General features: G+C 58.8%; 15 protein-coding genes and 2 tRNA genes. 11 read left to right on the forward strand and 6 right to left on the reverse strand.

Annotated elements, in window-relative coordinates:
- Positions 1 to 234: 234 nt before the first annotated feature.
- On the reverse strand, positions 235 to 732 hold the full coding sequence (locus EKD03_RS14400; protein WP_129632248.1) for a hypothetical protein: 498 nt from the start codon (positions 730 to 732) through the stop codon (positions 235 to 237).
- A gap of 135 nt (positions 733 to 867) precedes the next feature.
- Between EKD03_RS14400 and EKD03_RS14405 the strand changes: the two genes are divergently transcribed.
- Complete coding sequence (locus EKD03_RS14405) at positions 868 to 2,319, forward strand: potassium/proton antiporter (protein WP_129632251.1); 1,452 nt, start codon at positions 868 to 870, stop codon at positions 2,317 to 2,319.
- Positions 2,320 to 2,424: 105 nt separating this feature from the next.
- The gene (gene tkt, locus EKD03_RS14410) at positions 2,425 to 4,446 is read left to right on the forward strand and encodes a transketolase (RefSeq protein ID WP_129632254.1); all 2,022 of its coding nucleotides are present in this window, start codon (positions 2,425 to 2,427) and stop codon (positions 4,444 to 4,446) included.
- 46 nt (positions 4,447 to 4,492) lie between these two features.
- Here tkt and EKD03_RS14415 read toward each other — a convergent pair whose 3' ends face one another.
- Positions 4,493 to 5,269 carry an RDD family protein gene (locus tag EKD03_RS14415; RefSeq protein WP_129632257.1) on the reverse strand — a complete coding sequence of 259 codons (777 nt, stop codon included), beginning with the start codon at positions 5,267 to 5,269 and terminating at the stop codon, positions 4,493 to 4,495.
- A complete protein-coding gene (locus tag EKD03_RS14420) occupies positions 5,269 to 5,943 on the reverse strand; it encodes a histidine phosphatase family protein (RefSeq protein WP_129632261.1) in 675 nt (224 codons plus the stop codon). Before EKD03_RS14420 ends, EKD03_RS14415 begins: the two co-directional genes overlap by 1 nt.
- A 380-nt stretch (positions 5,944 to 6,323) precedes the next feature.
- Here EKD03_RS14420 and recA point away from each other — a divergent pair, with 380 nt between their 5' ends.
- The 4 genes from recA to EKD03_RS14440 all read left to right on the forward strand — a co-directional run bounded on the left by recA (position 6,324) and on the right by EKD03_RS14440 (position 10,940).
- Entirely contained in the window at positions 6,324 to 7,403 is a 1,080-nt protein-coding gene (recA, locus tag EKD03_RS14425; protein WP_129632264.1) for a recombinase RecA, read from the forward strand.
- Positions 7,404 to 7,482: 79 nt separating this feature from the next.
- Positions 7,483 to 8,175 (forward strand): RecX family transcriptional regulator, encoded by a 693-nt coding sequence (locus EKD03_RS14430; RefSeq protein ID WP_129632267.1) that lies wholly within the window; start codon positions 7,483 to 7,485, stop codon positions 8,173 to 8,175.
- A 28-nt stretch (positions 8,176 to 8,203) separates the two neighbouring features.
- Positions 8,204 to 8,872, forward strand: coding sequence for an MBL fold metallo-hydrolase (locus tag EKD03_RS14435; RefSeq protein ID WP_129632269.1), 669 nt, complete (start codon positions 8,204 to 8,206; stop codon positions 8,870 to 8,872).
- A 388-nt stretch (positions 8,873 to 9,260) separates the two neighbouring features.
- A complete protein-coding gene (locus EKD03_RS14440; RefSeq protein ID WP_129632272.1) occupies positions 9,261 to 10,940 on the forward strand; it encodes a CTP synthase in 1,680 nt (559 codons plus the stop codon).
- A 55-nt stretch (positions 10,941 to 10,995) separates the two neighbouring features.
- Here the strand turns inward: EKD03_RS14440 and EKD03_RS14445 are convergent, their stop codons facing one another.
- The gene (locus EKD03_RS14445; protein ID WP_129632275.1) at positions 10,996 to 11,523 is read right to left on the reverse strand and encodes a YceI family protein; all 528 of its coding nucleotides are present in this window, start codon (positions 11,521 to 11,523) and stop codon (positions 10,996 to 10,998) included.
- Positions 11,524 to 11,772: 249 nt separating this feature from the next.
- Here EKD03_RS14445 and EKD03_RS14450 point away from each other — a divergent pair, with 249 nt between their 5' ends.
- The 4 genes from EKD03_RS14450 to EKD03_RS14465 all read left to right on the forward strand — a co-directional run bounded on the left by EKD03_RS14450 (position 11,773) and on the right by EKD03_RS14465 (position 15,011).
- Entirely contained in the window at positions 11,773 to 12,015 is a 243-nt protein-coding gene (locus tag EKD03_RS14450) for a cyclic-di-AMP receptor (protein ID WP_129632278.1), read from the forward strand.
- Positions 12,012 to 12,998 (forward strand): 2-dehydropantoate 2-reductase, encoded by a 987-nt coding sequence (locus tag EKD03_RS14455; RefSeq protein ID WP_129632281.1) that lies wholly within the window; start codon positions 12,012 to 12,014, stop codon positions 12,996 to 12,998. The genes EKD03_RS14450 and EKD03_RS14455 overlap by 4 nt, the downstream gene beginning before the upstream one ends.
- A gap of 327 nt (positions 12,999 to 13,325) precedes the next feature.
- Entirely contained in the window at positions 13,326 to 14,486 is a 1,161-nt protein-coding gene (locus tag EKD03_RS14460; protein ID WP_129632283.1) for a pyridoxal phosphate-dependent aminotransferase, read from the forward strand.
- A gap of 123 nt (positions 14,487 to 14,609) precedes the next feature.
- A complete protein-coding gene (locus EKD03_RS14465; protein WP_238613534.1) occupies positions 14,610 to 15,011 on the forward strand; it encodes a hypothetical protein in 402 nt (133 codons plus the stop codon).
- Positions 15,012 to 15,064: 53 nt separating this feature from the next.
- On the opposite strand, the gene EKD03_RS14470 is transcribed toward EKD03_RS14465, so the two are convergent.
- Positions 15,065 to 15,140 (reverse strand) — tRNA-Asp (locus EKD03_RS14470).
- A 10-nt stretch (positions 15,141 to 15,150) separates the two neighbouring features.
- Positions 15,151 to 15,227: transfer RNA gene (locus EKD03_RS14475), tRNA-Glu, on the reverse strand.
- 224 nt (positions 15,228 to 15,451) lie between these two features.
- Between EKD03_RS14475 and EKD03_RS14480 the strand changes: the two genes are divergently transcribed.
- Positions 15,452 to 15,967, forward strand: coding sequence for a MarR family winged helix-turn-helix transcriptional regulator (locus EKD03_RS14480; RefSeq protein ID WP_238613535.1), 516 nt, complete (start codon positions 15,452 to 15,454; stop codon positions 15,965 to 15,967).

The following is a 15,967-nucleotide window of genomic DNA, read 5'->3' on the forward strand; positions in this document are numbered from 1 at the left end:
CGTGGCGGGCTTCGGGGGCGATGCATCGCCTGCGGGTGCCCCACGGGGATAGGGGCGCGTGGCGGGCTTCGGGGGCGAAGCATCGCCTGCGGGTGCCCCACCCAGGTGGGGGGTCATGGCGGGCGATGCTTCGCCCCTACGACGGGCGGGGTGGGGCGTCATGCCCGTTGGGGCGAAGCATCGCCTGCGGGTGCCCCACCCAGGTGGGGGTTCATGGCGGGCGATGCTTCGCCCCTAGGGTGCATCCTCGGCCCAGAGCATCCCCACGCGCTCGGCATTGACTACGATAACCCCGTTGTCAAAGGGCGCGGCGCTGAGTGATCGCCAGCCCAACACCTCCTCTCCGGCCAGATCATAGACCGCAAATGGCCCGCTACAGGCACCATTGGTGAAGTAGCGAGCAGGTGGGTTGAAGAGGGTGAGGAATTGGGTGGCCAGATCGGTGGCCTGCTCGGTTGTAACGACCTCGGTGGGGTAGGCTAACTCACTGGCGATCAGGTGGGTTAGAATCTTGAGCGCAATCCGGCGGGGCACTTCGATCCAGTTGGCTCCCAACGGCTGATAGCCCTCCTCACGGGCTAGGGCATCCAGGATCTCGGTGGCGGTGGGCAGCATATCGCCACGCAGTCGGCGCATACTGAGCAGGAGGGGGTAGCTTTCGCCCCGTGCTGCGTCAAGGGCATCGAGGAGTGTGGGGAGGCTTGGGTCGGTATCGGGGAACAAATAGCTCATGAGGTTCCTCTGGTGGATAGGTATGGCATTGACGTACCTATCCTATTTCGTGTATACTATTATAGAGATACTATCATGATACTCTGCTTTTGATGCTTGATGGGAGATCAAGTATCTATAATCATAGGAGCTGTGATGCTAACAACAGAACTCATCTTGCTGGGGGTAGCGGGGCTGTTGGCCATCAGTGTGCTGGCCAGCAAAGCCTCAAGCCGGACAGGTATTCCGGCACTGCTGCTCTTTTTATTGATCGGAATATTGGCTGGATCGGAGGGGCCAGGGCGGATCGCCCTGGATAACCCTGGGTGGGTGCAATCAATCGGTGTGGTTGCGCTGGTGATGATTCTCTTCTCTGGTGGATTGGACACGAGTTGGTTATCGGTACGCCCAGTGTTGGTGGAGGGCTTTACCCTCGCCAACCTGGGTGTTTTGATCAGTGCGCTGATTATGGGATTGGTAGCGTGGCTGGTGTTGGGCTATACGCTACTCGAAGGGGTTCTGCTGGGCGCGATTGTCTCCTCCACTGATGCCGCAGCCGTCTTTACGGTGATGCGGGCACGCGATGTGAGCCTTCAGGGGAACCTGGAGCCACTGATCGAGTTTGAATCGGGTTCAAACGATCCGATGGCGGTCTTCTTAACGATTGGACTGACTGGATTGATCATGAATCCAGAGAGTTCAATCTTCAGCCTCATCCCAACTTTCTTCTGGCAAATGACGCTGGCGACCGTGTCCGGGTATGTCATGGGTCGCTTCATGACATGGGCGATCAATCGGCTGCGGCTCAGTCAGGAGGGGCTGTATCCCGTCCTCACCCTGGCGTTGGTGTTACTCACCTACAGCCTGACGGCGGTCTTGGGAGGCAACGGCTTCCTGGCGGTCTACTTGGCCGGGATTGTGATGAATGGGCAGAACTTTGTGCATAAGCGCAGCCTGATGCGTTTCCACGACGGCATGGCCTGGCTGATGCAGATTGCGATGTTCATTACGTTGGGGTTGCAGGTCTTCCCCTCGCGGATCATCCCGGTGGCAGGCGTGGGACTGCTGATGTCAGCAGCCCTGATCTTCCTGGCGCGCCCAATCAGTGTCTTTATCTCGCTGGCCTTCACCAAGCTGAGTGTGCGCGAGAAGTTGATCATCTCGTGGGTGGGGCTGCGCGGGGCGGTGCCGATTGTGTTGGCGACCTTCCCGCTGATGGCGGGGGTGCCGCATGCCGACGCCATCTTCCATATTGTCTTCTTTATTGTGATCAGTTCGGTGCTGCTGCAAGGCACGACTATCCCCTATGTGGCCGATTGGCTAGGGGTACGCGCAACGAAATCGGCGCAGTACCACTACCCGCACGAGTTTGTGCCGAGTATCTCGATGTGTAGCCGCTTGATCGAGCTGCGGATTGATCCCAACTCACCAGCCTTGGGGCGCTCGATCATGGAACTAGGGTTGCCACATGGGGTTTTGGTGGTCTCGATCAATCGTGATGATGAGACCTTGGTGCCAAGTGGTGCGACGGTCTTGGAGGCGGGCGATCAGGTGATGGTGTTGGCCGAAGAGGAGATGTTAGAGACGGTACGAGCGGCGGTATTATAGCCACCTTCCACCCATGATGGGGGGGATCTTCCCCCCGCATGGCGAAGATGCGCTCGTGTATAATAGGCGTAGCCCCCCCTATACAAGCTGTTAGAGGAGATGTTCATGAGCGAGACCACAGAGATGTCGGGCACTACGTCCGAGATCGACCAGCGCTGTGCGAACGCGATCCGTGCGTTGTCGATCGACGGGGTTCAGAAGGCAAATAGCGGGCATCCCGGCCTCCCGCTTGGTATGGCGGATGCCACCTATGTGCTCTGGGCAAAGTTTCTGAGCCACAATCCGTCCGATCCGCACTGGCCGAACCGTGACCGCTTTATCCTCTCGGCGGGGCATGGCTCGATGTTGATCTATTCGCTCTTGCACCTGACCGGCTATGATGTGTCGCTTGATGATCTCAAGCAGTTCCGCCAGGTTGGGAGCAAGACACCCGGCCACCCGGAGTACCACGATACCCCCGGCGTCGAGATGACCACCGGCCCCCTGGGGCAGGGTGTGGCCACCGCCGTGGGAATGGCGATTGCGGAGCGCTGGTTGGCGAGTACCTTCAACCGGCCCGGCATGCCGATTGTGGATCACTACACCTATGTCCTGTGTGGTGATGGTGACCTGATGGAGGGGATCTCCCAGGAGGCGGCCAGTTTGGCTGGGCACCTCAAGCTGGGCAAGTTGATCTACCTCTATGATAGCAACAACATCTCGCTGGTTGGCCCCACCAGTTTGTCCTTCTCGGAGAATGTGGCTGAGCGCTTTGCTGCCTGTGGGTGGCAGGTGCTCCACGCCGATGGCCACAACATGAGCGAGGTGGGTAACGCCCTGGCTGAGGCCAAGGCGGATACCGAGCGCCCCTCGATGATCATCTGTACGACCCATATTGGTTATGGTAGCCCCAAGCAGGATAGCCACGGTGCCCACGGAGAGCCACTAGGGCCAGCCAATGTCGTCAAGACCAAGGAGTTCTTCAATTGGCCCACCGAACCCGATTTCTTCGTCCCCGATGAGGTCTATGACCAGATGCGGGCGGCGGTTGAGGTTGGCTCGGCGCGCCAGCGCGAGTGGGAAGCGACCCTCGCCCGCTACAAGCAGTCCTACCCGGAGCAGGGAGCACTCTGGGATAGCATGATCTCTGGCGATCTGCCCGCCGATTGGCTCAGCAGCATGCCGACCTTCCCAACTGATCCGAAGGCGAAGGGAACCCGCGTGGCGTCGGGTGATATTCTCAATGCGATTGCGCCTGCCGTGCCGTCGCTCCTAGGTGGTTCAGCGGATCTGCACACCTCCGATCAGACCTATCTGAAGAACTATGGCTCGATCACGCCGACCGACTTCAGTGGGCGCAATGTCCACTATGGGGTGCGCGAGCATCTGATGGGTGCGGCGATGAATGGGATGGCGCTGCACGGCGGGGTTATTCCCTACGGTGGCACATTCTTCGTCTTCAGCGACTACCTGCGCCCGGCGATCCGTCTGGCGGCGATCATGAAGCTGCGGGTGGTGTATGTCTTTACCCACGACAGCATCGGGGTGGGTGAGGATGGCCCGACGCACCAGCCGGTTGAGCATCTAGCGGCCCTACGGGTCATGCCCAACCTATATGTCTTCCGCGCTGGCGATGCCAACGAGGCAGCGATGGGGTGGCGCATGGCGCTGGAGCGTAGTGAAGGCCCAACCGCGCTGATCTTCACGCGCCAGAATGTGCCGACGCTGGATCGTGAAGTTCTCGCGCCCGCCGAGGGGGCGCTACGGGGTGGCTATGTGCTGCGGGCGGTTGAGAATCCGCAGGTGGTACTGATCGGTACCGGCTCGGAACTGAGCATGGCCCTCGAAGCCGCCGATCTGCTGGCCGCGCAAGGCGTGGCCGCGCAGGTGGTTAGCATGCCGTGTTGGGAACTCTTCGATGCCCAGGAGCAGGCGTACCGCGAGAGCGTGCTGCCGCCGAGCATCACCGCGCGCGTCGCGGTGGAGGCGGGGGTCTCGATGGGCTGGGAGCGCTATGTCGGGTTGCAGGGTGCCGTGGTGGGGATGACCAGCTTCGGTGCCTCCGGCCCGGCTCCGCAGCTCTACACCAAGTTTGGGATCACCGCCGAGCAGGTGGCGGCGACGGCCAAGCGGGTGTTAGGAATGTAGGTCGGAATCATAAAGGGGCTGCACACGCCTAGCGTGTGCAGCCCCTTTATGATTCCAGGCTGGGTTGCTGCGCAGCCGGATACTCGCGAACGACCTGTTCGAGCAGCGTGTCGGCGGGGAGATCCGACTCAAGAACGAGGCGCTGGCGCAGATGCTGGGCCAACTGATCGGCCATGCGGGTACGCGCCTCACGACCGAGGTTGGAGCGGCGGCGCAGAAACTCCTGCGTCACCCCATACTCGTCGGGGGTCAGAAGGTGCAAGTTGGGCAGTGCGGGCAGATGAGGGGGCGGTGGGGGCAACTTGATCGGGGCCGCCTGGGCGGTAAGTTGATCGAGCGTCACCGGAGCGCCCTCGCGCACCACGAGTGTCCCGGCGGCCAGATCGCCCAACCGACGCGAGCGTGGGTCGGCGAACATCACGACGGCCCCCAAGCCATAGCCAAAGGGCAGAAAATCAACAATGCGGATCAGGTTGCGGATGGCCGAGGCAGCGAGCGTGATCGGGCGGCCCCCCTCGCGCACCGTGCGCAGACCGAGCAGACGCTTACCGGGAGTCTGGCCGGCCCAGATCACCTCAAAGAGCATGTAGTAGCCCCACAGGCTAGCGAATGAGATGATTGCCCAGAGGGCCAACACCAGATCATCAGCATTCGCCGGGACAACCTGGCCTAGTGTGAGAAAGATGATCGTGCCAAATGCAGCAAGGAAGGTGAGTAGCAGCAGCGTATCCACCGCTGCGGCGAGGCAACGCGAACCCAACCCGGCCACATCATAGGCCAGATCAACAATCTCCGGCGTCTCGACTACATAACGATCATCCATCAGAGCGCGGGTTGCTCAGCATCATCGGGCGGAGCCGAAGCCAATTCGGGATCGGCAAGCGCTTCAAGATGACGCATATCGTTAATACTCAGGATATCCCACCTATCGCGGCTACAGCGCATCATACTGATCGAGGTATTACCGATATGGGGAAAGCGCTTAAAGCCATCGCCGGGGAAGCCCTCGGCGTGGGCGAGAAGCATACGGATACAGCCACCGTGGGTGACGAGGGCTATCGTCTCACCATCGCGGTGGGCGATGATACCCTCTAACGCCTCAACGACGCGCTTGCGCAACCCAGAGAGAGTTTCGGCACCACCACGCGGAATATCCTGGCCCTCTGCGAGCAGACGCGCCTCGATAGGAAAGTGCTCACGGATCTCATCATAGCGCAACCCGCTCCACGTACCGAGATCAATTTCGCGCAGGGGCGGATAGAGTTGGACTGGCACGCGTACCGCTGCACCGATCTCCCATGCCGTTTGATAGGCACGAGCGAGATCGCTACTATAGATCGCATCAAATGTCACCCCTTCAGCCTGGAAACGTTGAGCTAACAACTGTGCTTGGCGCTGGCCAATCGCATTAAGTGGAATGTCGGCATGGCCCTGCCAGCGACCCGCGAGGTTCCAGTCAGTCTCACCGTGGCGGATTAGGTAGATGGTGCTGCTCATCAATGCTGCTCCTCACTCGTCGCACAGATCTAGGATGGCGTCCGCTGCCGCCACGCGCTGCCATGATACCATAGAACGTCGGGGAACTTTCGGCGGGTGCGATACGGTATATGGAATGGAATCCTAGCAGCATATTCCTCTTGAAATCAGCGAACGAGCGTGCTATAATAGCACACATGTCCAACGATAAAGATACGAATTTTGTTGTGGTTTGGCGGCTTCACTGCCAAACCACAACAAAAAAAATATCTTCGGGGGCGGCAAAGCCACCCCCGCACCCCCACCGACCGAAGGTGATGACGGTGCATCTCCCGTATAAATAGAGTATGATTACGAAGGAGCAAACACGAGTGGCTACGAATAACGGAGGAGCGCCCGCGATGGCTATCTCGCCTGAAAAAGAGAAGGCTCTGGCTGCGGCAATGACGCAGATCGACCGCAAGTTCGGTAAAGGTTCGATCATGAAGATGGGAGAGGCCAGCTCGCGGTTAGCGATTGAAGTCATCCCAACCGGAGCGATCGCACTGGACATTGCGTTGGGTGTTGGTGGGCTGCCACGCGGGCGTGTGACCGAAATCTTCGGGCCGGAGAGTAGTGGTAAGACCACGCTGGCCCAGCATATCATTGCCGAGGCGCAGAAGATGGGCGGGGTGTGTGCGTTTATTGACGCCGAGCACGCCTTCGACCCAATCTACGCGCAACGATGTGGGGTAAGGATTGACGATCTGCTCGTTTCGCAGCCTGACACCGGCGAACAAGGCTTAGAGATCTGTGAAACCCTGGTGCGCTCAAATGCCCTGGATGTGATCGTGATCGACTCGGTCGCTGCGCTAGTACCGCGCGCCGAGATCGAGGGCGACATGGGCGACTCGCTACCCGGTCTACAAGCGCGCCTGATGAGTCAGGCACTACGCAAACTCTCTGGAGCAATCAACAAAAGCCGCACCGTGGTCATCTTCCTCAATCAGTTGCGGATGAAGATCGGAGTGATGTTTGGGTCGCCCGAAACGACGACTGGAGGCCAAGCGCTCAAGTTCTACGCCTCGGTACGCCTCGACATCCGCCGCATCGAGACGCTCAAGCAGGGCCAAGAGGCCATCGGAGCGCGGGCGCGGGTCAAGGTGATCAAGAACAAGGTTGCCCCGCCCTTCCGGCAGGCTGAGTTTGACATCCTGGCGAACGAGGGCATCTCACGCGAGGGCAATCTCATGGATATCGGGGTTGAGATGGGCATCATCCGCAAGAGCGGAGCTTGGTTCTACTTGGGCGAGGATCGACTCGGCCAGGGGCGTGAGAATGTGCGCGAGTTCCTCAAGGAGAATAAGGCGCTCACCGATGAGATTGAGCGGCTGATTAAGGCCCAGGCGATCAGCAACGCCACCACCGTGGCACTACCCACATCAGCCGTTTCAAGCGATGATGATGAGGTGGAGGAGGATGACGCTCTCTTTGAGGAGTAGTTCGGGGGTATAGATCACGGAGAGACGGCCCGGCGGGCCGTCTCTCCCAATTCTCCCCCACCGAAGATGGATTGTGCCTATGCCCACTGGAACCATTACTGCGCTGCGTGCCCAGGCCCGCGATTCCCAACGGGTGAACCTCTTCATTGATGGCGAGTTTGCCATCGGAATGAGCCTGAACACCCTGGCCCAAGCGGGCTTGGGGGTTGGGATGGAGATTGACGCAGCCACCTGGGAATGGCTGGAGGCGGCCGAGCATGCCGACCGAGCGCTTCACCATGCGCTGCGCTTGATCGAACAACGCCCGCGCTCGGTGGCCGAACTGGGCCAGCGCCTACGCCGCCACGATTATTCCCCCGCTGCTATTGAGCATGCCCTCAACCGCCTGAGTGACCTGGGTCTCCTTGATGATGCCACCTTCAGCCGCACATGGATCGAGAACCGCCGCAGCTTCCGCCCGCGTGGGAGCCTCGCCCTGCGCGATGAACTGCGTCGCAAGGGGGTTGCACGCGATCTGATTGATGCCGCGTTGGCCGCAGCGGATGGCGAAGATGTGGAAGAGGCCGCCGATCAGGAGCTAGAGCGAGCGCGCAGTTTGGCCCAACGGGCGCTGCCACGCTACGCCAACGCCCCCGACCGTCGCACCTTCCAGCGCCGTATGGGCGGCTACCTCCAGCGACGCGGATTCAGCCTCGATACCATCCGCCCCATCCTCAATGAGTTGTGGAACGCGGCGCAAGACGGTGAAACAGAGTCTGATCAGGTGCTATAATAGTGCCTATTACTTCAAGGAGACTTGCGTGCCCGACGTACAATATCTTGGACACTCCTGCTTCCGCCTGCGTGGGCGTGATGGTATCGTCCTCTGTGATCCCTACAATCGATCCATCGGCATGGATCTTGGTCGTCCCTCGGCTCATATCGTCACCATCAGCCACGATCACGCCGACCACAATTTTGCTGTCGGAGTCAAGCCACTCCGCGAGCGACTCTTTGTGGTTGATGGCCCCGGTGAGTATGAGATCAATGGGGTGTTGATCACCGGCGTGCGTACTGCGCATGATTCCCAAAAGGGTGCCGAACGCGGCTTTAATACCGTGTTTGTCATCCACCTTGATGATGTAGTCTTCTGCCACTTGGGCGACCTTGGCCATGAACTGACCCAGACCCAGCTTGAAGAGATCGGTGATGTTGATGTCCTCTTCGTGCCGGTGGGTGGAGGTGAGACGATAGGCGCGGTGGAAGCCAACAACGTCATCAGCCAGATCGATCCCAGAATTGTGGTACCGATGCACTATGCCGCTCCACAACTCTCGTTTGAGTATCAACTCGCCCCACTCGATAAGTTCACCCACGAACGGGGCATCAAGGAACTGAACTTTGAAGAGAAGCTGACGGTAACCGCCACTAATCTGCCGGCAGAGAGCGAAGAGACTCGTGTGGTTATACTTCGTCCCGTCAATGAGTAGGCGCACCAGATGATGCAGACCATGTGATAACTGTAGCTACGACGTAGTAAAAGCCACGACGATGTGCGTTTGTATCTGTAACTTAGTGCCCACACAACGTCGCGCAGAGATGCGCAACACCCCCATTTCGCAGGGGCAATGGCAACAGATACGCAAACCACACAACCGTCACTCTGGCTGATGTGGATCTGTTACGATCCAATAGGCAACTATCACATGCCTGGTACGGACGTTTGTGTGGGTCGGTGCAGCCCCTTGGTTGCCCGACCCACTTTTGATGTGTAGCACCACCTCATGCTTGAGACTTGAATGCACAATCAAGAATCATGTATCAGGAATCTTTGACGAGCAGGCAATAATAACAATCCACACAAGGAGATTGGTGAGCATGGCAAAGTACATCTTTGTAACGGGGGGTGTGGTCTCCTCAGTCGGCAAGGGCATCAGTGTCGCCTCAATCGGGCGCTTGCTCAAGAGCCGTGGCCTGCGCGTATCGATTCTGAAGCTCGACCCCTACCTGAATGTAGACCCTGGAACAATGTCGCCCTACCAGCATGGTGAGGTCTTTGTGACTGAGGACGGGGCCGAGACCGATCTCGATCTGGGCCACTATGAGCGCTTCATTGACGAGAATCTTTCGCGGCTGAGCAATGTGACCACGGGCCAGATCTATTCGGCGGTCATCCAGAAGGAGCGCCGGGGCGATTATCTGGGTGGAACGATCCAGGTTATCCCGCACATCACCGACGAGATCAAGAGCCGGATCGCCGCCGTGGGTCTGTCGAGCCACGCTGATGTGGTGATTGTTGAGATCGGTGGCACGGTGGGGGATATTGAGGGTCTGCCGTTCCTTGAGGCGATTCGGCAGATGCGCAAGGAGTATGGACGCGACAATGTGCTCTACATCCATGTTACGTTGCTGCCGCATATCGGATCAACCGAGGAACTGAAGACCAAACCGACCCAGCATTCGGTGATGGCGCTGCGGGGTGTGGGCATCACCGCCGATGTGATCCTGTGCCGGGCGGACTTTGCCATCTCCGAGGAGATCCGCGATAAGGTAGCCTTTTTTGCCGATGTGGACACCCGCGCCGTCATTCCGGTACAGACGGTTGATTCGATCTATGAGGTGCCGCTGGTCTTGGAAGAGGCGGGGCTGGGTGAATACCTGTGTGATCGGTTGGGGCTGGTGCGGGATCAGCCCGATCTGAGCCAGTGGCTCGATCTGGTCAAACTGATTAAGCAACCCAAACGGGTGGTGACGGTGGCCTTGGTAGGGAAGTATGTCGAACTGCGCGATGCCTACATCAGTGTGGTTGAGTCGCTCCGCCACGCCGGATTGCACCAGGAGTTGGATATTGATATTCGCTGGGTGGCGGCTGAGCAGATCGAGCGCGAGGGGCCAGAGCGTCTGTTGGCGAATGTATTTGGGATCGTGGTGCCGGGCGGCTTCGGGGATCGCGGGATCGAGGGCAAGATTATGGCCGCCGACTATGCCCGTGTGAACAACATCCCCTACCTGGGGCTGTGTCTGGGCATGCAATGTGCGACAATTGCCTTCGCTCGCCAGGTGCTGGGAACCAATGCGGTGAATAGCACCGAGTTTGACCCGCAGGTCGAGCACCCGGTGATTGACTTGATGCCCGACCAGCGCGATGTGACCAACAAGGGTGGCACGATGCGGCTGGGGATCTACCCGTGTGTGTTGGAGCCGGGGACGCGGGCGGCAGAGGCGTATGGCGAGACCGAGGTCATGGAGCGCCACCGCCACCGGTTCGAGTTCAACAACCAGTATCGCAGCCAGCTTGAGGCGGCGGGATTCGTGATCAGTGGCCACTCGCCTGATAACCGGCTGGTGGAGATTATCGAACTACGCGATCACCCATGGTTCGTGGCCAGCCAGTTCCACCCCGAATTCCTCTCGCGTCCGAATAAGCCGCACCCACTCTTCCGCGAGTTTGTGGCCGCAGCCGCCCATACCCTGCGCGCCGGTGAGGTTGAGCAACTGCGGCTGAATGAGCCGGAAGATAGCCATACGGTGCGGGCGTGGGTTGCCGTTGAGATGTAGAAACAAAAAAGGGAGGTATGGCGAGCTTCACCCGCCATACCTCCCGATAGTTATCTTAGCCCTCGTTTTTGATGATCTCGATATCAATGCTGATATCAATATCATCACCGACCAGAATACCGCCCGTCTCCAGCGCGACATTCCACTCCAGCCCCCAATCCTTACGGTTGATGCGTATCTCGGCACTAAAGCCAGCGCTCGTGGCGCCCCACGGCGACTTGGACTGGCCGTTGTACTCGGTGGGCAGAACGATCTCGCGGGTGACCCCACGAATGGTCAGGTCGCCGATGATCTTGCCCCGGTTGGAGCTTAGCACCTCAATCCGCTTGCTCACAAAGGTCATGGTCGGGAAGGTGGCAACGTCGAGGAAGTCGTTCGACTTGAGGTGGGTATCCCGCTGATCGTTCATCGTGTTGATGCTGGCGGTGTCAATGGTGACATCAACCGAGGAGTTGGCGGGATTCTGCTCATCGAAGTTGACCGTACCCTGGAACTGATTAAAACGACCTCGGGTGCGGGCGATCATCAGGTGGCGCACCGAAAAAGCAACTTGGGAGTGGGCGGTATCAATAGTCCAACTCATAGTGTAGACTCCTTAGGTTCTCGTTCTATTTCATCACAAAAATGTGTTGATATTACCGTTATAGCACACTTGCACAATCACAACAATACTTCTTGAGCGCCAACTCAGGGCATGGGCAAAGTCACCTCCGGTGGGGGTGCAGCCCCAAGAACTTTGCCCATGCCCTGAGCGCCAACTCCATTGACGCTGATGGCTGACAAACGTATAATGCCGCCAAGTAGGCTGAAAGCTTGGGGGAGGCGCTGCCGCATGAAACTCTTGATCTTTGTTACCGAGGATGCCCATGCCGATGCAACCGTGGATGCGTTGGTCGGACAGGGACTGCGCGTGACCCAACTTGCGACCACGGGCGGTTTTTTGCGCCGGGGCAACACCACCCTGCTGGTGGGGCTAGAGGACAACCAGGTTGAGCGCACGGTGGGGATTGTGCGCCAAGCAGCACCAGGAACACTGGCACTGACGATGGATCTCGAACGGTACGAGCGGCTATGATCAAACGGATTGCGATTGTGGGGGCCGGGGCGATTGGCGGCTATATGGGGGCACGGTTGGCGCTTGCGGGGGCCGATGTGACCATGATTGCACGCGGGGCACATCTGGCCGCGATCCAGCGCGATGGTTTGGTGGTGACCTATAGTGATGGGCACCATGAGGTGGCTCACCCCAGCGTCGCGACCGCCGACATCCATGCGGCTGGCCCACAGGACGCGGTGATCGTGGCGGTCAAGACCCAAGCCCTGCCCGCACTTGCGGCCTCCATGCGAACACTTTACACCCCCAACACCGCCGTCATCTTTGCCCAGAACGGCATCCCCTGGTGGTACTTCCTGGGCCAGGGTGGCCCCCACGCAGGCCACCGGATTGAGTCGGTGGACCCCGGTGGGCAGATTGCGGATGCCATCGAGTTTGAGCGTGTGATCGGCTGTGTGGTCTACCCCGCCGCCGCCATCGAACGCCCCGGCGTGATCCGTCACATCGAGGGCAACCGTTTTACCCTCGGAGAGCCGGATGGCAGCCGTAGTGAGCGGATTCTCGAACTGGCCCAACTCTTCAGTGCGGCGGGGATGAAAGCTCCCGTGCGCCCCGACATCCGCAGCGAGATCTGGATCAAGCTGTTGGGCAACCTCTCGATCAACCCGATCAGTGCGCTCACCCGCGCCACGGTGGATCGCATCATTGCCGATCCCGCCACCCGCGATCTGTTGCGGGCCATGATGTACGAAGCCCAACAGGTGGCCGAGGCGCTCGGTGTCCGCTTCCCGATCACTATCGAGCACCGCATCCAGATGGCCGAAGCGATTGGTGCCCACAAGACTTCGATGCTGCAAGATATTGAGGCCGGGAAGCCCACCGAGGCCGATGCGTTGGTTGGTGCGGTGGCTGAACTGGGTCGTCTGGTGGGCGTACCAACACCCCATATTGATACGATCTATGCCAGCATCAAGCTGCTTGAGCAGATAGTAGCGCAGCCGTAGAGACGATCCGGCGGGCTACCCCTAGATTGGTGTTGTTTGGCGGCTGCGCCGCCAAACAACACCAAAAAAGATCTTCGGGGGTGGCTTCGCCGCCTCCGAACCCCCACCGAAGATGTTTCTCGCTGACGTATAATAAGCCTTCATGTTAAGCGCTCGTTAAAGCAAGGTACTATCACCAATCCCCTCTGCTGGCACCCTTGCTGAAAGAGCAAAAAGGTAGGACTAGAGTCATCCCCAGCGGATCTAGGCGGGGATAGTTACCTATGGTACGATCAAATGTGTGCTCGCTCAACGATGCGCGGGTGCTGTAAGCAGACAGGAGCCGTCATGTCGTCCGATCGGATCTCGCGCCGCGTCCACACAGTCCCTCCTTCCGGTATTCGCCGCTTCTTTGACATTGCGGCAACGATGCCCGATGTCATTTCACTTGGCGTGGGCGAGCCAGATTTCATGACCCCCGCAGATATTCGTGCTGCCGGGCAGCGTTCGCTCGATCTTTCAACTGCGTATACCTCCAATTCGGGCCTAATTGAGTTGCGTGAAGCGCTCTCCGATCATCTGTATGGCCTGTATGGCATTCGCTACGACCCCGAAACGGAACTTCTGATCACGGTAGGGGTGAGCGAGGCGATGATCAATGCCGGGTTGGCGGTGCTTGATCCGGGTGATGAGGTGTTGGTGCCGGAGCCATGCTTTGTGGCCTACACCGCTAGTATCATCTTCGCCGATGCGAAACCGGTCTTCATCCCCACCAATGCGTCGGATGGCTTTCAGGTCTCGGCGGAGGCGCTGGAAGCGGCAATTACGCCGCGTACCAAAGCGATTCTGATCGGCTTCCCCAACAATCCGACCGGCGCAGTGGTGAGCCGCGAGCGCTTGTTGGAAGTAGCGAAGGTGGCGGAGCGGCATAATCTGCTGGTGATTTCGGATGAGATCTACGACCGACTGATTTATGGGGTTGAGCATGTCTGTTTCCCGACCCTGCCCGGCATGCGCGACCGCACCATCCTCCTCGGTGGCTTCTCGAAAGCCTACGCGATGACAGGTTGGCGATTAGGCTGGCTGGCGGCACCGGAGGATATTACGACGGCGGTGCGGAAGGTCCACCAGTATGCGATCATGTCGGCTCCGACAATGAGCCAGCATGCCGGGTTACACGCGCTGCGTCACGGTGATCAGAGTGTGCGGGCGATGGTAGCCGAGTATGATCATCGTCGTAAAGTGATTGTGGCCGGACTGAACAGCATCGGATTACCGACCTTCGAGCCACAGGGAGCATTTTACGCCTTCCCCTCGGTGGCGCACCTGGGGATGAGCAGCGATCAGTTCTGTGATCGGTTGTTGCAGGAGGAGCAGGTAGCAGTCATTCCGGGTGACGCATTCGGGCCGAGTGGAGCCGGGCATGTGCGGGCGTGTTACGCAACCTCAATGGATAAGATCGAGGAGGCATTGGAGCGCATCGAGCGCTTTGTCCATCGGGTCTCGTAGCCAGAGCCAACTCAACTATCACATCAGGAACACACCTGTCATGCTGAACTGAACGCAGCCGAGGATGTCTCATTGGGGTATGCCCAAGCCGATCCTTTGCTGCGTTCAACCTATCAGTGAACCATGTCGCTCCACCCACATCTGGGTACACGCAGCAACTTCATCGAACAGCAACAGGAGGTTCCTATGACGGTTTCGAGCAGTTCATCCACCTCTCCACCGGTGCAGATTGAAAACGACCTGCACTGCGCCCTGACGGGACGACGCCTACGCCCCGATGAAGCCTACTGGGCACCGCCACTTATCACCACTGGCGAATTGATCGCAACCATTTGGCAGACCCTGATCACCAACCCTAGCAATCTGAGCCAGATCCTGATGGCCGAGCCAAACAACGTGCCCTACGCACCTGAAGCACGCCAGGAGTTGGCTCGCCGTCGCTCCACCGAGCAGGCGAAGTTGTTGGGGATGTTGTTGCTGGCGGCGGCAATCCTGATCATCCCGATTGTGTTGATGTTGGGGTGAACATGTATGGAATCAAAAAGGTCTGCGTTACCGCAGACCTTTTTGTCGCCTTATGGCGGACCCGACGGGATTTGAACCCGCGATCTTGGCCTTGACAGGGCCACATGTTAACCGCTACACCACGGGTCCTAACGTGGCTTGGTGACCCCAGCGGGATTCGAACCCGCGATCTTCACCTTGAGAGGGTGACGTCCTAGGCCGCTAGACGATGGGGCCGCTCTCAACAACGATGTGGAGTATAGCACACCTTCAGGCATTTTGCAAATCGGCGCAATTTGGCGTTGGAACGCGCTGAATGATAGATGAGAATGATTGACAGTCAGGAAATTTTCGGCTACTATAAGCGAATATAAATATTCTGTATCCGAACCTTTGAACCCTCAGCTAGAGGAAGGTGTGCGCGGGCAGTCACGGCTCGCTCTATTCGTATGGAGGATGGTATGTCCCACCTACAACAGCGGGCGGCCTTTGTCTCCAAGATTAGCGGTGTCGTGCGACAGATAACGTGGCAAAGCCAGAAACAACTCTTGCGCACCCTCAGTCGGCCCGACATTGGGCTAACGATGCCCCAGATGGTCACCCTTTTTGCTATCCGTGATGCCCAGATGTGCCGGATGAGCGAGTTGGCCGATATGACCCAGCAGTCGGCGGGGACGCTGACCGGGATTGTAGATCGGCTGATTGAGGATCACTTGGTTGGGCGGGTACGCGATGTGGAAGATCGGCGCGTGGTGCAAGTAACCTTGACTCCATTGGGGGAGGAACGGGTCGCCCGCGTTGAACGTGTCCACCACAAAGAGATGCTACGCATGCTCGAACACTTCGACATCGGCCAGTTGCATGATCTGGATACCATGTTGCGGCTCTTGTTCGATGGTTTGCAGCAGATGTGTGGCGATGATACCCATCCCGTGACATCGCTCCCCTCGATGCTCACGCCGATCCAGCCGGTCTGA

The organism is Candidatus Oscillochloris fontis, assembly GCF_004138135.1.
Classification (GTDB): Bacteria; Chloroflexota; Chloroflexia; order Chloroflexales; family Chloroflexaceae; genus Oscillochloris; species Oscillochloris fontis.